Here is a 21747-nt window from a genome sequence, read left to right on the forward strand (position 1 = left end):
TAATAAAAACATTGATTTTTGAAAAAATCTAGCGTATATTATAGGTATAAAGTTACACCTCATTTGATCAAATTTTTTTGAAAAAATGAAAAACAGAAGGAGCTAGATTATGAATAAGATTTTCACTACTGCTGCATTCTCGCTTATGTTTATTGCTTGCTCGGATGATTCGTCTTTGACGGGATCGGTTCAATCTTCGATTCTTCAGAATCAGGTGAGGAATCTGAGTGCACAATGCGTTTACGGTCTTCATGCTCAGGAATCTGAAAATGATGCAGCCGATTTGAATGAGAATTTGTCTGTAGTCGAAGACGGAATTTCGGATTTGGATAAGAATATATCTATGATTTACCCCGCCAATAGCGAAGGATATGCTCTTGTTACCATTGAAAATATTGTCTTGGGTTGCAGTTCCTATATCGTGGATGTTGATGTGGTTGCAGAGGGGGACACTCTCTTTGTCGATCCGAAAATTGAGCACGACGAAATGCAGCTTGATTGTGTCTGTCCGAGAAAGGTGACGTTTGAGGTAAAATTTGATTCGACTTTTGAAAACGTGAAATACACGAAGTATGATGGTTATCGTGTCATTCCTTTGCAGAAGGTTGTGCCTGAAAATCCGTCTAACGAAGTTGAGCCGGATTCTGCTGAACAGCTTGTTTCTGAAGCCGATTCTACCGCAGAAGAACAGGGTTTATCTCGTGAAGTAAGGATGTTCTTCAAGGGCTGCTACGAAAACCTTTCCATGAAAACGATCTTGCTGAAAGAGAGTACGGAAGATTCACCGTTGGCCTATCTGTATAACGAGGACGGCAAATACCGGTTGATGATTCCGAAAATGGCTGGCTATTGCGGGTTTGACAAGGTGATGATGGACGTGGGGCGTTTTGGCGATACGCTACGAATCGATGTCACGGCGATGCTTCCAACTGCGTGCAAGTGCGTTAACGACATTTGGTTCGATATAGAGGCGAGGGACGCGGACATCAAGTACTTTGCGCACACTCCTTACCTACAAAAAGAGACTGTGTACGAGGTGGTTTCCGGCCCTGCTCCGCAATATGAATAACTAATTGTTTTTCTATATTTCGGGCCATGAAATACACAGACGAAGCAAAACTGAATTTTAAGGCCCTCTCCAATAACCCGTATCCTGGTCGTGGCATTGTGCTCGGCGAAAGCGCCGACGGCAAGTCCTACGTGCAGGTCTACTGGATTATGGGCCGCAGCGTGAACAGCCGTAACCGCGTTTTCGAAATGGAAGCCAAGACCGGCTTCATGAAGACGAAGGCCTTTGACGAATCCAAGCTCACTGACCCGCACCTGATTATCTACTACCCGGCCCGCCACACGGCCGACGTGCAGATCATCACCAACGGTGACCAGACCGATACGATTTATAACGCCATCAAGCTCGGCGGCACCTTCGAAAGCGCTCTCGCTACGCGCCAGTATGAAGATGACGCTCCGAACTTCACGCCGCGCATCTCGGGCATCCATTACAAGAACGCCCAGCCTGCTGTGTACAAGCTCTCCATTCTCAAGAGCCGCAACAACAGCGAAGAAGCCGGCTGCGAACGCATGACGTTTGAATACGAAAAGGCTCTGCCGGGTCTCGGCCACTTCATCAGCACCTACGAAACCGACGGCAGCCCGATTCCGTCTTTCAACGGCTTCCCGAAGCTGATGCCGATTTTCGACAATGCCGAAGACACGCTCAAGAAGTACTGGGCCGCCCTGAACAAGGACAACAAGGTCTCCTTGATGGTCAAGTGGATTGACAAGAAGACTTTCAAGGCAAAGACATTGATTGTCAATAAAAACAAGTAATTGATCTGTTTTAAAAGGCGGCTTCTTTATCGGAAGCCGTCCTTTTATATTTAAGGGGTGTATTTGTGGGGTATAGAGCTTTATGAGAAGGACGTTTTTCTTACTGCTGTTTTTACAGCTAGTCCTAATTGCTTGTACCAATTCAGAATCGGCGGCCTCGGATGAAGAGGTTCCTGAAGAAATTTACCCCGTTATCCCCGAACCCAGTGACAGCCTTTTGCAAGACAGTCTCTTGAGGGACAGTCTGATTAAAGACAGCCTGCTAAAAGATAGCCTTGCCCGCATAGACAGCCTCGCTCGAATTGATAGTCTGTTTAAGGCACGCGAATTGATCTTGATTCATGCGAACGATTTGACCGTCGAATTGGGCACGAATTTGCCCGATGTGCGCGTGAATGAACGCCCGGCCATGAAGGTGAAGTTCAATTACGATTTTTATGTGTCCAGGCATGAAATCACCTGTAGCGAATTTAACGCCCTCATGAAACCGGCGGCGGGCCTTGTGCTGGAATGCACCTCCGAGAAACTTCCGGCAGTGAATTTGACCTTCTACGATGCGGTTCTTTTTGCCAATGAACGCAGCAAAAAAGAAGGCCTTGATACCGCTTATACTTATTTGGCAAAGTCATTTGATTCCGAAAAGCACTGTGTCAATCTAGAGGGTTTTGCATACCATCCCGAGATTGAATCGTACCATTTGCCGACAGAAGCGGAATGGATGCTTGCCGCGAAATCGAACTGGAACGCCAAAAAAGCCTGGACCGCCGACAATTCCGAATACAAATTGCATCCGGTTTGCTCTATGGCAGGCGAAGACGAACTATGCGACATGATGGGCAATGCCCTCGAATGGGTGAACGACTGGTTTGGAAATTTCCGTGATACTTTGGTGATGAATTATGTCGGTTCGCCCGATGGGGGAGCGCTTGCGCAGCGAGTCGTTAAAGGCGGCAGTTTCCGCAATAAGGCAACATCAATTTCAATGCATTCCCGTGGCGATGTCTATTCGGTTACCTCTTCGACTCGTGGTGATTATGTCGGGTTCCGCCTTGTTTTCGGCAAGATTCCAGATGCCTTATGGATGGGGAGTTCAGGCCGCGCCGCTTCAAGCAGAATTACTCCGCTTGCAAATTCGTCGTCGGTATATGCCCATACCAATACTTATAAGGCTAAACTTGCTTTTAGAAACGATGTCTCCGGAAATATCGCCTTCATCGATTATTCTAACGGAACATTGTCGGTTGTCGAAATCATCGATTCAATCGATGCGTACCACCCCGATATTTCGCCTGACGGAAGCCATGTTGCCTTCTCGACGATGTATGAAGGGCTTGACGGCAAGTCTGCTGTTTATGTGCGCGATTTGAATGAAGAAGGGTCTAACTTGGTTAAGCTCGATGTCGAAAGTGCCGCCATTCCGCGCTGGCGTGTGCTTGAATCCGGCGACACTGCCATTGTGTATGTCACCAGTGCAGGGAACAATAAAGACGAAGCGGCTTTCCGCTCCACTTCGACTTGGCAGGTGGTTTTTGCAAACGGTAAATTCGGTACCCCGCAAAAATTGTTCGATGGAGCATTCCACGGGGGAATCAGTGCCGACGACCGTTTGGCGGTTTCTGGCGCGCGGCTTTTGCGTGCTCGCGTAAATGACCATGATACGGTGTGGTACAATGGCGAACAGGCTTGCAATGTTTCGCTTTCAAAAGATGGCTCCAACCGCACCTTGTTCCTGGATTTTGGCAGTTCTACGGGGCGCAAGTTTGCCGGCGGAAGGTATGCGACTCATGAACGGCTTTTCGTGACAGATTCTTTAGGGAATTTGATTCAGTCTTTCCGCGCTCCGGCTGGCCATACGTTTGACCATACGGAATGGGCGGGGAACATGAATCTGGCTGTTGCATCTCTAGTGAATGCGAATGGTTCTCACCGTAAAATCGTATTGCTTGATTTGCAAGACAGCAGCTTTACGGAGCTTGCCGAGGGCGATGAACTTTGGCATCCGAATATGTGGGCCTATTCGGAACCCCTTATTACAGGAGGTTCTTCAATCAAGGTTGATAGCGCAGGCGTCTATTTTACGCCGCAGGGGAGTACCGCATCCATTATTCTGCGCTATAAAATGGAACTCTTGTGGAAATTCAAGGATACGGCAAACGTTGCCATTTTCGGGTCTTCGAGACCGTTAGATGCGATTGCTCCACTCGGTCTAGATACCTCTTTCTTTGCGCTGAATCTAGCGAATGTCCCGAACATGATGGCGACATCCGATTATCTATTGACGAATTATGTGTTCCCGCATTTCAAGAAGTTGAAGTATATCGTTGTCGCCTTGGATATTGACTTGTGGTATCATTCCGAAGATGGACCGTATAATTTCTTCTCTCTGGAATATGCAAATTACCCCGGCTTTGTTTATGATAAAAACCATGATTTCTGGAAAGATAGCGTGCCCGAAGAATTGGCCCGCCTGACAGAAGAATCTTTGGGTCTAGAGGCTTATCAGGAACGCTTTATAGCGCCTCGCGGCTACAATTACGAACCACCCGGCAATTGGGAAACCGTTCCCTCTGTCGATAACGATAGCACGTGGATGAGGGAACTGTCGGAGAATTATTACGCCAGTTTTAAGCATTTGGTAAATATATTGAAAATGGCCGAAGAAAGGGATATCTTTGTCGTGGGCATTATTTTCCCGCAGAGTCCGGCTTTTAAAGAAACAGGCTCTTTTGGCCGCTATGGAATCCGTAGAAGCGAAGCCCCGGCTTTGATCGAAGAAATTAAAGACTTGGAGCAGAAATACCCTCATTTCCGTTTATGGGATGAAAATAAAATGGGGGATCATGACTATACCGACGAAATGGCGTTCAACGAGGACCATTTGAGTTATCTCGGGGCGATTCAACTGACGACGCGTCTTGACTCGCTGCTGAAGAAATTGGATAAATAAGAGAAAGTCGGCGCTTTATTTTTCCACCACGTTCCCAAGGATGTGGTGGATTTTTTTGATGCCGTCAAAAGCCGAGGGGCTACTGATGTAGTAGAACATTTGTTCTACAAGCGCGTCGGTGTTGAAGTCGTAAGACGGAATGCGCAACAGGTAGCTTTCCATGGAATTGTCGAAGGCGATGTAATTCGGTCCGATATTTGGCATGGGAATTTCCATGTTGTTTTCTTCGACCATTTCCATGAAGATGCCGGCGACTTCGTCGTTCACGCAAATCCAGGGCATGTTGTTGCCGTTTGCCGCCTGGAAGGCGAGCGCGCGTTCGGCAAGTGCCTTGAGTTTTTCTTTTTCAAGGGTGCGCGCCATGATTTCCACAGAGAGCTTTTCGACTTTCTTGCGGGCAATCTGCTTGTAATCCCAAGGGCTTGCGAATTCGGCGTCCACATAGGGGTGCACTACCAGGCCCGATTCTTCGAGACCGGTCAAGCGGTCCTTGGACCAAGAACTGTTGTGATACGGCGAGAAATAGCCGACTTCTGTGACGCCGAGGCCGAGCAGGTAGCGGCCGATTTCTTTACCGGGTTGCTTTCCGAAGGTGGAATTGAAGAATACCCAGTTGTCCTTGCGCATAAAGCTGCGCGGTACTGCGTCGATGGGATGTTCCCACCATACGGCAACGGGAAATTTGGCGTCGGCGAAGAATGTCAGAAGCGGCCTGAAGTTTTGCACCAGGAGTGTCGAAAGAATCGCGCCCACGGCGTTCGGGTGTTCCGAAAGCTTGCAAGGTTTGCCGCTTCGGTCAATGAGCTTGCCCGAGGCGTCGTTGATGCCGAACAGCGTGAGCTTGTAATGGTTTTTACCGGCAGTCTTGTAAATCAGTCGCAAGAAGTCCAGTTCGCGTTCACTTTCGGCAGTAAAGCCGCCCCAACTGTTGCATCGCGTCACGAAAATGAGCTCACTCAACGGTGCTTCGTCGCGCTTTTGCTGCTTGCGGTAAAACAGGTACTGGCGGCCTTCTTTTTTCAGGATTCCGCGGGCAACTTTTTCTTCAAGGAACTTGCGGAGAGTGCCCTGCGAAACGTTGTAGCGGGCTGAAAGTTCCTTCGAAAGGGGGAGCGGTTGCGACGGCTTGATAAATCCTTGCGCAAAGTCTCGCTCGAATGCCTTGGCGAGCTTTTCAGAGACCGTCTCGTGGACATAAGGAACCCTGTTCTTGAGTGGGGTTGTCCCCCAGAAACAGCCCTTGCCCTGGATTTTGCAAATCTTTCCAGCAGATTCCAACTCCGTAAGCGCCGCCTGCACCGTGCCAGACGAAGCCCCGAACCCCTTGATCATCGAACGTACGGAAGGCAGCCTGTCCCCGTCGTTCAAGTTCATATCGATCAAAGCTTTGATAATCCGCTGTTTCATGCTTTAAATATTAATAAAAATGTGAGCCACAAGCGACTCAAGGCTATTCATCTCTATAAACAAATAACCTGCGCAGGGGAGGTTCCTGCGCAGGTCGGGGTTGTTTGGGGTTGGATGAATGGCTTTAGAAATTGAAGTCAACCTGATAGTTGGCCTTGTTGTTCGGGTTCACGCGAGCACCCTTGGCGTTGACCGTACCGCGAACTTCCTTGTTCTGGAGCTTGACGCGGTTCTGGAGAATGCCGGTTTCCTGTTCGCTGCTGGAGCTGAACGGGTTGAACTGGCTGCTGGAACTCGGCGTAACGCTGGAGGAAGATGCTACGCTAGAAGACGATGCCACGCTCGAGGAACTCGGGGTAATGCTGCTCGAAGAAACGGGCTGCTGTTCGTCGTCTTTCGGAACCTGGCCGTTGAAGCTTTCCTGACCCTTGCGAGTGAGGGCGAGAATCAACATGCCGTCTCTGGAATAAATGTTCTTGTCGGTGAGGTCGACGCGGTTGCCGTCGAAGGTCCAGTCGCCCTTGCCCCAGCGGGAGCCGTCAAATGTGTCGAAATTGTCCGTCCAGTCGAGCGTAAAGTCGCTACCGCCCTGGCCCTGGCCCGGAGTGTACTTATAAACCTTGACCCAGTTGATGAACTGGAAAAGCGGGAGCTTGGATTCGTCGAACTGGCCGACCCATTCAGCGCTTTCAGAAGACCAGAGGTTGAAGCGGAGACCCTGAGTTCCCTTCAGGTCAGAAACCTGACCGCCTTCGGTTTTACGGACTTCTACGCCATCTACAGTCCAACGAACGTAGTTGGGTGTCCATTCGAGGCCGTAGGTATGGAATGCTTGGTCGGCAGCCGGATTCACGGCATGATGCTTTTCGCTGGTTTTCTGTGCGCCAGCCTTGCCGGTAATGATGTTAGATTGGAAACTGCCCGGGTTTTTACCCAAAACTTCGATATCAACTTCCACCCAGGGGCGTCCGTCTGCAATTTCAGAACCGTTCTGGTAAAGGAACATGGAACTGACGGTGCCGGATGCTGCAGCCATCTTCATACGGGCTTCAAACTTGCCATATTCAACTTCTTTCAGAGTGTAGAGTTCTGCGCCAGAATATGCTTTGTTTTGTGCCATGGTTGCTACCGCCGCGATTGCGAGAACGGAAAGAGTCGTTTTAAGATGCATCATGCCTCCAATTAACACATCCTCATCACCAATAATGAATTTATAAAGAAAATGCAGACGTTACAACGCCTGCAGATGTCAAAACATTACAAGTGTATCGACTGAACTATGTAAAAAGGGAGAAGTCTCTCCCTGATTACAACCCCTGCTGCGCAGGGTCTTCCATCACCCTCACGCCTAGGGACTCCGCCCCTAAAACCCCGGAATGCGAAAAAAAATTTGCTTAAAGATCCAGCGACTCTTGAGCGCTGGCTTCTGCAAGTGCTTTCGGAATGCTGCGATGAAGCATCTCGTAGGCGGTGCGCGTGGCTGTACGGCCACGCGGCGTTCTCGCGAGGAGCCCCTTGCGAATCAAGTACGGTTCATAGACTTCTTCGAGGGTGTCCGGCTCCTCGCCGAGCGCAGCCCCGATGGTGCCCAGCCCCACGGGGCCACCGCCGAACTTGTCCATGATCATCGACAGAATCTTCCTGTCCATGTGGTCCAGACCTTCGCCGTCGATTCCAAGCATTTCAAGCGTCTTTGAAGCCGACATCAAGTCGATGACGCCGGTGCCTCGCACCTGGGCGACATCGCGGCAGCGCCTCAGTACGCGGTTAGCGATACGCGGCGTACCGCGGCACCGACCGCTCAAGAGTTTGGCCGCATCTTCTTCGAGCCCCACGTTCAAAATCTTCGCGCTGCGCATCAAAATGCTCTTGATGTCGTCTTCGTCGTAAAGTTCCAGGCGGTACTGCAAGCCGAATCGATCGCGCAACGGGCTTGTAAGCAAACCGCTGCGAGTCGTTGCGCCCACCAGCGTAAAATGCTTGAGCGGCAAGTTCACGCTACGAGCCGCCGGCCCGGAATCCAGCATAATATCGAGTCTGAAATCTTCCATAGCGGGGTAGAGGTATTCCTCCACCACGCGGTTCAAACGGTGAATTTCATCGATAAACAGGATATCGTTCTCTTGCAGGCTCGTCAAAAGCCCCGCCAAGTCGCTAGCCTTTTCGAGTACAGGACCGCTCGTAATATGGATGTTCACGCCCATTTCTTTGGCGATGATTCCGGCCAAAGTCGTCTTGCCAAGACCCGGAGGACCGCAGAAAAGACAATGATCCAGCGAATCGCCGCGATGTCTCGCGGCTTCAATTGCAATCGAAAGGCTTTCTTTGATGTTCTTTTGGCCGGTAAATTCAGCAAGACTAGGCGGGCGGAGCGTGCGTTCTACATCGCTTTCGTCGCCCGTTCTGCGTTCCGGAGAAATAATACGCTGGTCGTCCATTTTCGATTGTCATGCCCGGCGAGGCCGGGCATCTCCTTAAAGATATTTGAGAGCCTCGGGGATAAGTGTTGCGGCATCTGCCGAATCACCCAAGATTTCAGCAGCCTTCATCACGGCCTTTTCTGCCGCCGGATCCTTCACGCCAAGCGTATGCAAGGCAAGAACCGCTTCCATCTTCGGACCCGTGAGAGCGCCCATTCCGGTAATTCCGGAGCCTTCCACGTCGCCCAAGGCCTGCAGCATTGCCCCTGCCTTATCCTTCAGCGAAAGCACCATCTGCTCGCAAGTCTTTTTGCCGAGTCCCTTGATCTTGCCCAAGGCGCTCTTGTTGTCGCTTGCGACCATGTTCAAGAGGTCAGCAGGGGAGCTGCCGCTCAGAATACGCTGGGCAAGTTTAGGACCCACACCGTTCACCTCGAGCAGCATGATAAAGGTGTCTTTCTCGGTTTTGTCGGCAAAACCGAACAGCGTCATGGAATCTTCGCGCACCACCAGGTTCGTGTAGAGTGTGACCTCGCTTTCTACCTCGGGCAGTTTGCCCGCCGTATAGGCCGAAATATTCACGCCGTAACCCACGCCGTTCACGTCTACAACCACAAAAGTGGGGGACTTTTCAATCAAAATTCCGCGAATTCGTTCAATCATTGTTTATAATGCCTCAAAACCGCTTTAAATCATAAACATCTGTTCACTGCACAAATATATACTATTTTAGCCGGTTTTGTCAAGTCTATCCTTATTTTTTTACAAATTTATGCAGTTGTTGATAGTTTGTCCATGAAACAATCTTTTAATTTGATGCTTTTCTCCGTATTATAGGTAGTTTTATTATTGAGTGCTGTAACCTAAAAAAAACGGGGTCGCAATGAGTGGAATATCAAAAATCTTTAAGACATTTTGCTGATGTAGGCCTTGCCGATGGAGCGGCCAAATTTTTAGGCAATACCACGACCTTTGGCGAAATCCCCGACGACTATGGAACCTACTGGAACCAGATTACTGCCGAGAACGGGTGCGTTTGGGGCTATGTCGAAAAAACACGTGGTGAATACGATTGGACCGGTTGCGACCTCGCCTATAATTGGGCAAAAAAGAATCATGCGCATTTTACGTTTCACACCCTGTTGTGGGGTTCGCAAAACCCGCAGTGGTTAAGGGAACTCGATGTTGACGAAACTAAAAAAGCTTGGACAGATTGGATCGACGCTGTTAAGGAACGTTACCCCGATCTCGAAATGATTGAAGTGGTCAACGAAGCCGTCAAAAGCGGCAACAACTATCATTCCAGTTTTTCCAGCAACAAACTGATTGAGGCGCTTGGCGGCGATAGCGGCAACTACGAATTTGTAGTGACCGCTTTCAAGATGGCACGAGAACGCTGGCCAGAAGCCATTCTGATTTATAACGATTACAATACTATCCAATGGCAAAAAGTAGAGGGTATCGACCTTCTCAAGAAAATAAAGGCCCAGGAGGCGCCAGTTGACGCTTACGGAATGCAGTTCCACGAAACAACCGCACAAGGGACAGGCTATTATTGCCTAAATACATCCTTACTCAAACGCTCCCTTTACGAAGCACATGAACAGACAGGACTCCCCATATATATTACTCAATACGATGTCGGTTCCACGGACGATGAATTTCAAAAAAAATGCTACCAAGAACATCTCCCAATCCTAATGGAAACGGATTATGTTGCAGGCATAACGCTTTGGGGATACATTTATGGCAAAACTTGGCTTTCTTGTAACGGTTTGGAACAAGGTTGTTCCGGCCTCATCAAAGACGACATCGAACGAGCGGCATTGACTTGGCTCAAGGAATATTTCAAGAATCCGGATGCCCGTTACGGCCGTGGCCTTGCCGATGGAGCGACCAAATATCTTGGCAACATGATTGCTGACAAGCAAGAAATCCCCGAGGATTTTCAAACCTACTGGAATCAGGTTTCGCCCGAAAACGCATGCACATGGAGAGTTGTTGAAAAAGAGCGCGGCAACTTCGACTGGTCGGAATGCGACCGCGTCGATCATTGGGCGCAAACAAATAAAGCGAAGTTCACATTCCGCAACTTGCTCTGGGAACCGCGCACCCCCAACTGGCTATATAGCTTAGATACTGCGGAAACCAAGAAAGCAATCGAAGCATGGTTTGACGAAGTCGCCAAGCATTACCCCACACTCGACATGATCGAGGTGGTAAAAGGAGCTTCTCGCAACAGTCAAGGCCGCTATCTTTCAGGATTCGGTAGCAACATCGGTCTCAAAATTATCGAAGCCCTTGGCGGAGACAACGACGACTACAAATTTGTGGCCACGGCCTTCAAAATGGCCCGCAAACGCTGGCCGTACGCCAAATTAATCTACAACGACATCGATTATTACGGGTTGAAAAACAACCTGGGCGCAGACCTTATCCAAAAAATCCAGAAGCAAGGCGCGCCCGTCGATGCCTACGGAATTGTAGCTTCATCGCTCGTTCAAGGATCCGGTCCTGTCCAATGCGTCAATGCTGAACGCATCCAAAGCGGCATTCAGGAAATTTACGACAAAATAAAACTTCCATTGTTTATTACAGAATATAGCGTCGGTACGGACAACGACAGCCTTCAAAAAGCATGCTACTCCGAACATATTCCGCTCTTTATGGAATCGGAATACATTGCAGGCGTAAACCTTTGGGGCTACCTTTACGAAGTCGGAGCAAGTGTATGGGTCGACGAATCGAATCCCGGACTTATCAAGGATGGGGTAGACCGCCCTGCAATGACTTGGCTCAAGGAATATTTCAGCGAGCACTTCTACGACGCCAAGAACATGTGGTACGATAAAGGCATCCCGATACATCCGCTGGATTCGTTGGATTCAGCTGCTTTTGAACAGACGATTGCCATTGGCGATAAAAATAACGGAAAAATTAGCGGCAAGCTCCATTTTGAGCAAAATACGCTCCAGAATTACGACGTGCTTGATTTGCACGGTGTGCGCCTAGGCAGACTTTCGGCCTACGGTTTCGATGCCGCCAAGGAAATCCTCAAGACTTCCAACGAAGTGAAAAACTCCGGCGTGTACTTCCTGCGCAATCGTACCACCGGCAAGATTCAAAGCGTCCGCGTTGCAAGATAATGGCGCAAAAAATACGTTTATAGCCCCAAAAATGCATTTTTGAACAATGTAAACAAAAAGTAATGTTTGAAAAGTAACAAATAATTTATAAAAAATTTCTAGTTAGACAGTCATAAAAAATATAAATTTGCACAAACTAATGGGAATAAAATGAAAAAGAAATTCTTTTGTTGTGAATTGATTGGCTTGGCCGGAATGTTGTTTTTTGTAGCATGCAGCAATTCGGCAACCGAAACGACTGTATATCATAACGACGATATCGCCGTCCTGGAATCTGGCAAAAAACTAAAAAAACAAACATGCGATTCATTGAACATGGGCGAATTGCTCTATGTTATTGATTCTACAGACATGTATCTCTGTGATGGAAAGAAATGGGTTTCCTTGAAAGGTGCTGCCGGTAAGCAGGGCGAAAAAGGAAAAGACGGCGAAAAGGGCGATACCGGTTCTAAGGGTGATGATGGCGAAAGTCTTATGGGAAATCCTGGAATTCAAGGTCCGAAGGGTGATGATGGTGTCGCGGGGACTAGCTGTAAGATAATCAGTGATGAAGATGGCGTCGTCGTTATCAAGTGCGGTGAAGATGAAGACGCTGATTCTACAAAGATTTATAAATCTATATGTGGTTATACGCCGTTTGATCCGGAAAAGGCAGCTTGCTTTAATGGTGAGCTTTATTCTTGTAATGGCAAACCGTACAATCCTAAAAATTATTTGTGCGACGCCAGAGATAATCAGATGTACAAGGTCGTGACAATTGGCTCGTTTATGTGGATGGCTGAAAACTTGAACTATGATTATAATATCGAAACTGCCAAGAGCTATTGCTATGATGATGAACCCGCGAATTGCGAGAAGTATGGTCGCTTGTATACATGGGCTGCAGCAATGGATAGTGCAGCCAAGTTTAGTGACGATTGCAAAGGTTGCGGTGATAATGGAAGTGATGCTGCGCTAGTATCTGCGTCTACATGGACAGCCCGAGGAGTTTGTCCCGAAGGATGGTTTATGCCTTTGAATACCAATTGGTCTGATTTGGTTGAAGCATCTGGAATAGATGAATCTCTCATAGGAAATGCTCTTAAATCAAAAAATGGTTGGAGTGCGGACGGAAATGGTTCCGATTATTTAGGAATGACCATCTTGCCGGCAGGATATAGAGACATTGATGGTAAATATTTATCAAAGGGTGATTCTGCGATTTTATGGTCTGCTACGAATTATACTAATGGTTATAGCGCTTTGAGAACTCTTTTGGAAACATCGTCTTCAAAAATGGCGTGGAAAAGTCGTTCTGATATTGATCGTAAAGGAAATGCTTTTTCCGTACGTTGTTTCAAGGCCCTCTAGAATTAATGTGAGTGTTTTATGTATCAAAAGAATCGTATTTACTTGGGCTTGATTGTATCTGCTTTGTTATTTGCAGCTTGTGCTGATGACGAAAGCAGTTATTTCGATGTTTATGATGATGTCAATCAGGTTCTTGATTCTGGAAAAAAATTAAGTTCGGTAAGTTGCGATTCAACATCTATCGGCAAAAAAATATTCGTCATTGATTCCGCAGCCACCTTTTTTTGTGATGGTCGCGATTGGATTTTGCTGAAAGGTAGCGACGGCGATCAGGGTCCTGTTGGTTCGGAAGGAAAAAAGGGCGCAACAGGTGATAAAGGCGTTGCTGGCGACTCTGCTCAATTCACAGGGGATACTGGCCCTGATGGAGAGAAAGGAGAAAGAGGTGATTCCTCGAATGTCAATTGCGGAATTGCTAGAGACTCCGCAGGTGTAGTTGTATTTAAATGTTCCGATGGAAAGGAATCAAAAATATATACGGCATTATGTGGTGATTCCGCCTATGATCCTATGGATTATTTTTGCCTTAATGGATCGCTTTACAGCAATGCAGAGTATTTCTTGGATGCCCGAGACAATCAAGTGTACCGCTATGCCGTTTTGGGTCGGGGGGATTCAGCCAGAACATGGATGTTGGAAAATTTGAATTATGAACTGAATGACGGCGAACAGAGTTGGTGTTATAAGAATTCGTCATTAAATTGCAAAAAGTATGGACGCCTTTATACATGGGCTGCCGTACTCAACAAACCTGAAGAAGAATGTGGGTATGGTCAAAAATGCAATGTGGCTAACCCGTTCAAAGGAATTTGTCCTGAAGGCTGGCATGTTTCTACGAAAGAAGAATGGAAAATGCTATTCAAGTTAGAAAAGGAAGAAAAGACTGCCGGACAAATGTTACGTGCCACTACGGGGTGGAAACGAGGCTGGACAGGAACGGATGAACTTGGATTTAGTGTTTATCCGGGTGGCATTTACGAAGAATCTAATTTTTATGGAGAAGGTTCTAGAACCCTATTTTGGACATCGAATTTTATTGATAAATTCTCTGCGCAATCTTATGGCATGACATTTGACAACAAAGATGTTACCTATGATGCAGTGGACAAGGACTTAGGACTAGCCCTCCGTTGTGTAAAGGACGCTTTTTAATTGTCTTACCACCAGAGTTTTAGGCGTAAGTAGTCAATCGCCTGGTGGCTCAAAATCCACCAAAGTGTCTTTTTGCCGGCGTAAATCTTGGCAATACCTGTCATACCAGGGCGGAACCACCCTGGTATTTTTTCGTTGAATTCCCCACGAACAGGGAAGGTGTTTTCTTGATCCTTAACTGTTGCGGTGGGATTGATTCTCTCTGAACGGAATCCAAAGGTTTGTTCAGGACGGCTCTTTACGGCGAGAAGTCCGTCACTACCGATGCTAATATTTTCAATTTCAACTTCGTTGACATCCACTTCTACGTAGATGTTTTCAATAAGTGCCATCTGAATAAGTTCGGAACCTTGCTTTACAGGTGCACCAAGTTTTTTTTGCAAATCGCCTTCGATAATAATGGCGCTATCAACGGTTGCAAGAATTTCAGATTTAGAAAGCTTGTAACGTACGGTTTTCAGCTTTGCTTGGGTTTGCGATAACCTAGCTTGATGAATTCGCATGTCTGCGAGTTGGTGTTCAGCCTGTGCTTTTTGAATCTCGCTACGGTTGTTCTGTTCCTCGGCCAAAAGGTTTGCTTCTTCAAGTCTTAACTCTTTTTGGTCTAGTCTCAAGAGCATTTGTTCCTTGTATACAATGTCACCTGGTTTTACAGATACACTGTCTATATAACCGTCGAAGGGGGCTGTTAGGTAGATAATTTTATCTGTTTTTAGAATGGCTGGTGAATTGACTTTATATTGGAGTGGCACCAGCGTAGCAAATAAGATGAATCCGATAGCGAGAATCCCGAAGAATTTTGCCCAAGTGTGCTCAAAACCGAGTAATTTACTGAGCTGCTTTCGTGTGTTTCTTGCAAATCGTGCACCGAACCAGTTGCTTTTCTGATAGAGTTCCTTGAGTCGGGTTCCAGTAAGAGATGCAACAAGGTGTATTTCTGTGGCGTCAATGTCGCTGAAAGGCTGTTTGGATCTTTCGCAGGTGACAACTCCGATGGTTTCATCGCCACTACGGACAGGGACGGATAGCAGATAGTCGGCGTTGTAAGTTTTGCGGTAACGCTCGTGTGCACGGACCGAAAGGTTACTGTTGTCTGGAGACGGTAGCAAGATGGCTGCATCCTGCTCGTAAGCTTCTTCCATGGCAGCTTCAAGGTCCTGGATGATCTGCATCTTTTTTTCGAAGCGATCTGTATGGCTGATCGATTTTATTTGGATATAGTCATGTTTGAGCCAACCCAGGCAGACCCTTTCGGCATGAAGCTTATCGGCAAGTTCACCCGTAAGGGCGAGCCCGGCGGTTTTGAACTTGTCTGCTTCGTTCACCTTGCGGGCCATGTCAAGGACAGATGTGAGCTGAACAATCTTCTTGTTAGAAGAATTCAATGCTCCTTGAAGAGCCTTGATGAGTTTATCGGAATCTATGGGAGTATTTGGGTTACTCACTTAACAGGTCCTCCCGCAATAACAATTTTCCGTCGTGCCAGTATTCCAGTTTGTTTTGCAGCAATAGTTTGCCTTTAGACTTGGATTCCCTGACCTTGGTCACGTGCAATGTCCGGATAGTTTCGAGGTGGCGCTTTTGGGCTTCACGCAGATCTTCTTCTATGTCAAAAATCTGGTGGTAGTTACTTTTTCCCATCTGCATTTTCTTGAATTCTTCTTCCAGTTCTTTTTCATGGAACTCGACAGAGGTTACCCCGAATAGGTACTGGTCGCGGATTTCGGCAGTTCTTCTCCTCAAAATACGGTATTCTTCAAATAATTTGTCAAGTACGAGCGAAAGGCGGACCGTTGAAGATCGAACATTTGCTTTTTCGGCTGCGATTTGATGTCGTTCCTTGATATTTGCAAAAAGAGGGACTGCAAACTCAAATCCGCCAGCAAGTACAGTTTGCCTGCGGCGGTTGTCCTTGAAGTTGTGTACCGCCATACGCGCGTTATCATCTCGGCTACGAATTCCATAGCTGCCAATGAGGTCGAATGTTGGCAAAAAGTTGGATTTGTGGCCCTTTAAAACGGTTTCTCGTAGTTCTAGGTCCGCTTTCTGGTATAGGTATAACGGATGCATCAGCTTAATGGAATCCAGCAAGGCAAGAGAATCAATCGTAACCGATGTATCAATTTCAAGGTTAGGGTGTATGGCAATGGGGCGTGTGTCTTGCATGTATTCCGAAGAAGACAGTGTCAACAAAAGTGCAAGTCTTGCACTGCGGAGCTTGTCTAGGGCTTCTAATCTTGCGCTTTCTCGGTCAGAATATTCTGCGACAGCCTTTTGGTAGTCAAGTGGCGATAGCAATCCTAGTGCGAGTCTTTTGCTTGCATCTTCGACAATTTCCTTGGCAACATTGGCGGACTTGGTTGCAAAGAAAAGAATTTGGTCGGAATAGTAATAATTCCAGTATGAATCGCAAAAATTTTCAATGATATCGGCAAGCGAATTGCGATACTTTTGGTATGCAGCCTCCTGTTGCAGTTGAGCTTGGCGCAAGTTGTTGAGTGGCGCGGAATAAATAGGACCATCCTTGAGGACATGCTGCCTCAGTTCACCGCCGAAATACAACTCAGATGTATAATCGCTATGCGTGTAGGTTGCCTGGTTGAACCCGATATCGTATTCTGTTCCCGTGGGCAGGCTGCCTTGCACACCAATTTTGTATTCGTCCTTCGTTTCGGTGAACAGGGCGCTGGGCCTGTCGGCGCGTTCCTTGTGCATTCGCCCGACAAGCGTCGGCTCAAAATCACCATAAGCGCCAGAGGCGTTTTCCCTTCGGCTAATCCATTCGTATTTCGCTTCTTGTACATCGGAATTGTGAGCAATAACCACATTGAGGGCATCCTCAAAGGAGAGGTACAGCGAATCCTGAGCCTGGATAACGACCGTAGACAGGAGTAAAATGGCGAGGAATCTTCTCATTTCAGCAGAATTTTCCCCGTGACGCCAGGTTTAACAGCCTGGTCTTTGTTGTCGAAGATTATCTTGATTGTTCGCAACATGCTGGACTTATCTACCAGAGGCGAGATAAATTCAATTTCCCCTTTCTTGGCAATAGCAGAGTTGCCCCCGTTCAGTTGCAACTTTACCTGTTGACCAACCTTGAGATTGGTTGTTCTGTTGGCAAGAATATATGTCGTGAATCGACAAGTACGTACATCCGCAATTTCAAGAACAGGAGTGAGGGCTTCTACGCTTTCACTCTTATTTTTTGAAATAGATACGATTTCCCCGTCAAAAGGGGCGATAAGGAATTGTTTGTCCAACTGGGCGCGGGCCAGGTTATATTCAAGTGTATCCTTACTCTTGTTTACCTTGGCGTTTTCCCATTCCGCTTTTGCAACATTATAGTTGAGTTCCTTTTCCCAGACTTGTTCTGCACTTACAGATGTACTGGTTTCAAAGAGTTTTTTTATGGCTTTGTAATCCTTTTCATAGGTGTCCATTTTGGCCTTGGCCGATACGACTCCCGAAACATCTTCGGCTGTCACTTTGGTGACTTGCACACGAAGTTCGTCTTCTGTCTTTACAAGGTTCATCAGCGTGTCGCCCTTGTGGACGATCATGCCTTCTTTGACCCAGATACTGTCAATTTTACCAGGAATCGTAAATCCAATTTTAGCCTGTTCAATTGGCTCGGTGATTCCATCAAAAGCACCCGCTATTGCTTGGTTTATCCAGATGGAAATGACAACTGCCGCTTTGATGTTTTTGTTCATGGTGCGTTAGTCTTCTTCGTCGTCGCTGGTGGCGGTTTTCGGCACAACAAGTTCTGTACGGAGGGTGAATGCGTCCATATAGGTTCCATCTTCGGCGTAGATGGTAATGTTCATTCCCACGGAGTCGCCACGGTCCCTTTCGATAAGAATGTCTTCTAGCATCTGAACAAACAGAGTGTCTTTGTTGATCCACGAATTGGCGTTCGCATAATATCCGTTCGCATAGATAGTGCAATCAACACCGCTAGTGTATTTCCATTGGATTCGGTCGGTGTTTTTGGCTAATTTTTTTGAGAATTTCACCCAGATTGTGTCTTGGGTTCCGAAAGATGCCTTGAATTGCTCGTTGCTGGGCCATGTGTTACTTGTGACTGCATATATGCCGCGCCCAGTCTTAAAAGCTGAATTACCGTCGAGGTTGATTTCGATACGTTCGTTGGAGCTCTTGCCGTAGGCGACAATTTTTACCGTAATTTGGGCGGCAGGGGGGAAGGCGGTATTGTGGTCCAGGAACAAGGTGTCCTTGTTGATTCTGGCTTCAACAAACAATTCGCTTGTATCGGCGGTGACTGTCACAGAGAGGTTCTTAGAGCTGATTTTTTCATTTAAAACGTAGTAGGGGACTTCCAACTGGGATACGTTTTCAAGTCCTTTCAGGTTTTTGTCTAGAACATTCGATGATTTAATCTTTGGATCAGGAGTAATTAGGGTGTCGCGAGTCAGGTAGATGCGTCCCAAATCGGTCGTTGTCTTGGTTTTTAGCCGGGGAAGTTCAATATCTGTGGCTGTGTAGCGCATCCCGTTGTAGGTAAAAGCCTCTATGGTCAGAATAAGGCCCGTGTCTGCGGGTAGTCCCTTAAACGTAAATTTCCCAAGTGAATCAGTTTGGGATTCAAAACTCTTGGGGGCCAAGTTCACATAGGCTGTGTCTTGGTGGATTAAGAGTAATTTTGTATTGTCTACGGGAATTCTTTTTTCTGTTGCATCTTCGGTAATATAGAATTCGCCCGAAAGTGTTGCGCTTAAAGGACTTAGGCGTACAATCAGGGCTGTTCCGGCGACAACCCCTTCCATACGAGAGGATTCTCCCGATGATCCGATGTTAATGATTTTCGGGGCGTAGTGTAAAGTGTCTTTCCCCTTGATTTTAGTATAGTTGAACGTGAAGTTCAATGTCCCGTAAGGGAGGTCCTTGATGTAGAAGTTCCCGTCTGAATCCGTAAGCGCGCTCCGGATGTCCCCGTCTGAATCTTGATAGGTGATTTCGGCTTTGTTTAATCCTTGGCCGTTTTCGGAGTCAATGACTGTGCCCGAGAATGTCCATTTGGAGTATTCGCTATCTGTTGAGTCAGAAACAGAACAAGCTGTAGCAAAAAACATGGATAAAAAGGCGGAAATGGCCAATTGGATTTTTTTATGCATTTTTCTTTATCCGGTTAAAGAGGTGGAGAAAAGATAGAAAATATGGATTATTGGGCGGATGAAACTAATCTTTTTTAATGTTATTTTGTTTTACTTTGTAAAAACAAATTTTCATACATGTAATAGAAGGTAATATGTTCTTTACTTTATAGGAAATTATGCATTAGTTTGTTATATTTCATATATATATGTGCCTAAATTAAGGAGTTTAAAATGGCCGAAAATGTTGAAAAAAAGGATAATCAATCTGCTGTTGTCTGGAATGATGCGAACATGAAAAATTTGTATGCCAATGCAACCAATGTTATCGCTGGTCGTGAAGAGGTGATTATGCTTCTTGGTGTGAATAATGCTTGGCAAATGGGGCAAGAAAAAGTCAATGTGGATATTGCCGAACGTGTGATGATGACCCCGTTTACCGCAAAGCGCCTTGCAATTATGCTTTCTGCCACTTTGCGAGCTTACGAAGCCAAATATGGTGAAATTGATATTGGATTGCCAACTACCTCTAATAACGAGGCTAAAAAAGCCTAATCTTTTTTAAAGGCCGGGTGCTGGTTTGCCCGGCTTTAAATTTTTTTTTAGATAGAAAGGGATGTCTTTCATGAAGAAACAATGGTCAAGTGTTGCCTCTATTGCACTTGTTTTTGCAGTTTTCTCTGCATGCAGTAACGGAAATTCATCTAGTTCGGCAGAGAATGATGATGTCGCGGAAATAGAAAGCGATAGCAGTGAAATTTCCTCGGAGAGTACGGACCCTTCAAGTAGTTCAAAAAAACAGGAAGATTCTTCTGACTCTGAATCGGAGGAATCGTCTTCTAGTGACGAAGACGACGATTCAAGTTCGTCTTCTTCGAGTAAGGATGTCTCGTCTTCCAGTAAAAATGTCTATTCTTCATCTAGTTATACTCCTGAAAATATAGAGGATTTCGATTTAGTCACTTGCAAGACAGAAGGCCTTATTTCGTATTACCTAAAGAATAAAGGCGAAGTCGTTGAACGAGTGTGTCATGATGGTTTATGGGTTGAGGTTGAATCAAGTTCTTCTGTTGCTCCTACTTCTTCAAATGGCGGAACCCCGTCGACATGTACTGTGGAACATTATGATATGGATGAACAATTTAATCCAGATGTGAAGTACAAGGAATTTACTGATTCTCGTGACGGGAAAAAATACAAGACTGTACAAATTGAAAAATCGGTTTCTTTTGAAATATTTGCAGAAAATTTGAATTATGGAGTGCAAGTCCAGGGGCTTAATTCTGAATTTGATGATGATAAAACTGAAAAATACTGCCTTGAAGATGACTCATGGTATTGCGACAATGGTTTTGGTGGGTTGTATACCTGGAGCGAGGCTATGGGCTTGCCCAAAGCCTGTGATACGGTTTCGGTGGGCTCCACAACGGAATGCCCGAATCCGTTGGCAGAAGGTATGAATTCTAATGCAGATTGGGCCGTTGTTCAGGTGCAAGGAATATGCCCCAATGGTTGGCACATTATGAATGAACTAGAATGGACAACATTAGCCGGAGGAACATATGTGGGTGACTTGATATCCAGAATGTTCGGCAATGGGGATGATTATGGTTTCTCTGCTTTGCTTGGTGGCGTTCTCAATTCGACCGGTAAAATTGAATATGAGCTGGCTCCCAAGTATGGATTTATGTGGCTTCCGCAAGAGTCTGGTTCTATAACAGCGCATTCAATCGCGTTTACGAGATCCTTATGGGATTCTAGCTTCAAATCATTGTATAAAACAAATGGCTTGTCCATTCGTTGCGTAAAAAACTACAAGGCTAATTAAACAGGTGGGATAAAGATGTCAAATTATAAGAAGAACAATAAGAAAAACAAGTCTATTCAAAAGAACTACAAAATTGAATCGCTCGAACCCCGCTTCTTGATGGATGCTGCTTCGGATGAATCTTTGCAACAATGGACACAAGAACTTGAACGCATTGTTGTTCCTGATTATTGGAATGATGAAGGAGATAATGCTAAGCAGTTTGAAAAGTTTGTAAAAAATAAAAATGTTAATGAACAGATAAGTGGTCTCTATAAGAATGACGATGGAACCCTTCAGAGGGCTTCCGTGTATGATTTTCTTGAATTTGATAAAGAAAATGAGAATTTTATAAAATTGGATGGTGCGACCATTGGCTCGTTACTTGATTCTGTAAAGGCAGATTTGACTGAGAAAATGGAGGAGATTGCCAAAACAAAGAAAATTACTGCGTCGGAATTAAAGGATAAAATTAGTTCTGATAAAAAGGTGGATTTTCTTTATGATAATACAGGCTACTATGATGCAACGATAAATTATAATAATGTCACATTAAATAATAATAAACTTGAAT

General features: G+C 46.2%; 17 protein-coding genes. 9 read left to right on the plus strand and 8 right to left on the minus strand.

The features are described from left to right. The first annotated feature begins 109 nt into the window (after positions 1–109). The 3 genes from QZN53_RS10320 to QZN53_RS10330 all read left to right on the plus strand — a co-directional run bounded on the left by QZN53_RS10320 (position 110) and on the right by QZN53_RS10330 (position 4777). A complete protein-coding gene (locus QZN53_RS10320; protein WP_163438877.1) occupies positions 110–1069 on the plus strand; it encodes a hypothetical protein in 960 nt (319 codons plus the stop codon). Between the two features lie 26 nt (positions 1070–1095). Beyond that, positions 1096–1830, plus strand: a complete 735-nt coding sequence (locus QZN53_RS10325; protein ID WP_163438878.1) for an IMP cyclohydrolase — start codon at positions 1096–1098, stop codon at positions 1828–1830. A gap of 82 nt (positions 1831–1912) precedes the next feature. Further along, positions 1913–4777: a TIGR02171 family protein gene (locus QZN53_RS10330; protein WP_163438879.1), complete on the plus strand. Its 2865-nt coding sequence runs from the start codon at positions 1913–1915 to the stop codon at positions 4775–4777. Between the two features lie 15 nt (positions 4778–4792). On the opposite strand, the gene QZN53_RS10335 is transcribed toward QZN53_RS10330, so the two are convergent. From QZN53_RS10335 to ruvA, 4 genes are all read right to left on the minus strand, one after another. After that, positions 4793–6184, minus strand: a complete 1392-nt coding sequence (locus QZN53_RS10335) for a GntR family transcriptional regulator (protein ID WP_163438880.1) — start codon at positions 6182–6184, stop codon at positions 4793–4795. Between the two features lie 124 nt (positions 6185–6308). After that, on the minus strand, positions 6309–7355 hold the full coding sequence (locus QZN53_RS10340; protein ID WP_163438895.1) for a family 16 glycosylhydrolase: 1047 nt from the start codon (positions 7353–7355) through the stop codon (positions 6309–6311). A gap of 223 nt (positions 7356–7578) precedes the next feature. Further along, a complete protein-coding gene (gene ruvB / locus QZN53_RS10345; RefSeq protein WP_163438881.1) occupies positions 7579–8622 on the minus strand; it encodes a Holliday junction branch migration DNA helicase RuvB in 1044 nt (347 codons plus the stop codon). 36 nt (positions 8623–8658) lie between these two features. Continuing rightward, positions 8659–9267, minus strand: coding sequence for a Holliday junction branch migration protein RuvA (gene ruvA / locus QZN53_RS10350; protein WP_163438882.1), 609 nt, complete (start codon positions 9265–9267; stop codon positions 8659–8661). Between the two features lie 224 nt (positions 9268–9491). Here ruvA and QZN53_RS10355 point away from each other — a divergent pair, with 224 nt between their 5' ends. The 3 genes from QZN53_RS10355 to QZN53_RS10365 all read left to right on the plus strand — a co-directional run bounded on the left by QZN53_RS10355 (position 9492) and on the right by QZN53_RS10365 (position 14252). Beyond that, complete coding sequence (locus QZN53_RS10355; protein WP_163438883.1) at positions 9492–11750, plus strand: endo-1,4-beta-xylanase; 2259 nt, start codon at positions 9492–9494, stop codon at positions 11748–11750. Positions 11751–11900: 150 nt separating this feature from the next. Then, positions 11901–13100 carry an FISUMP domain-containing protein gene (locus tag QZN53_RS10360; RefSeq protein ID WP_163438884.1) on the plus strand — a complete coding sequence of 400 codons (1200 nt, stop codon included), beginning with the start codon at positions 11901–11903 and terminating at the stop codon, positions 13098–13100. Positions 13101–13118: 18 nt separating this feature from the next. Continuing rightward, positions 13119–14252, plus strand: coding sequence for an FISUMP domain-containing protein (locus tag QZN53_RS10365; RefSeq protein ID WP_163438885.1), 1134 nt, complete (start codon positions 13119–13121; stop codon positions 14250–14252). A 5-nt stretch (positions 14253–14257) separates the two neighbouring features. Here the strand turns inward: QZN53_RS10365 and QZN53_RS10370 are convergent, their stop codons facing one another. The 4 genes from QZN53_RS10370 to QZN53_RS10385 are packed head-to-tail and all read right to left on the minus strand — an operon-like array spanning position 14258 to position 19345. Beyond that, a complete protein-coding gene (locus QZN53_RS10370; RefSeq protein ID WP_205428144.1) occupies positions 14258–15637 on the minus strand; it encodes an efflux RND transporter periplasmic adaptor subunit in 1380 nt (459 codons plus the stop codon). Positions 15638–15689: 52 nt separating this feature from the next. Beyond that, positions 15690–17168 carry a TolC family protein gene (locus QZN53_RS10375; protein WP_163438887.1) on the minus strand — a complete coding sequence of 493 codons (1479 nt, stop codon included), beginning with the start codon at positions 17166–17168 and terminating at the stop codon, positions 15690–15692. Next, positions 17165–17965 (minus strand): efflux RND transporter periplasmic adaptor subunit, encoded by an 801-nt coding sequence (locus QZN53_RS10380; RefSeq protein ID WP_163438888.1) that lies wholly within the window; start codon positions 17963–17965, stop codon positions 17165–17167. The genes QZN53_RS10375 and QZN53_RS10380 overlap by 4 nt, the downstream gene beginning before the upstream one ends. A 6-nt stretch (positions 17966–17971) precedes the next feature. Continuing rightward, entirely contained in the window at positions 17972–19345 is a 1374-nt protein-coding gene (locus QZN53_RS10385; RefSeq protein WP_163438889.1) for a carboxypeptidase-like regulatory domain-containing protein, read from the minus strand. A gap of 255 nt (positions 19346–19600) precedes the next feature. Here QZN53_RS10385 and QZN53_RS10390 point away from each other — a divergent pair, with 255 nt between their 5' ends. From QZN53_RS10390 to QZN53_RS10400, 3 genes are all read left to right on the plus strand, one after another. Beyond that, positions 19601–19921 carry a DUF3467 domain-containing protein gene (locus QZN53_RS10390; RefSeq protein ID WP_163438890.1) on the plus strand — a complete coding sequence of 107 codons (321 nt, stop codon included), beginning with the start codon at positions 19601–19603 and terminating at the stop codon, positions 19919–19921. A 70-nt stretch (positions 19922–19991) separates the two neighbouring features. Further along, positions 19992–21194 (plus strand): FISUMP domain-containing protein, encoded by a 1203-nt coding sequence (locus QZN53_RS10395; protein WP_163438891.1) that lies wholly within the window; start codon positions 19992–19994, stop codon positions 21192–21194. Between the two features lie 15 nt (positions 21195–21209). Continuing rightward, the coding region (locus tag QZN53_RS10400; protein ID WP_163438892.1) for a hypothetical protein at positions 21210–21747 on the plus strand (538 nt) is incomplete at its 3' end.

It is taken from the genome of uncultured Fibrobacter sp. (genome assembly GCF_900316465.1).
GTDB lineage: Bacteria > Fibrobacterota > Fibrobacteria > Fibrobacterales > Fibrobacteraceae > Fibrobacter.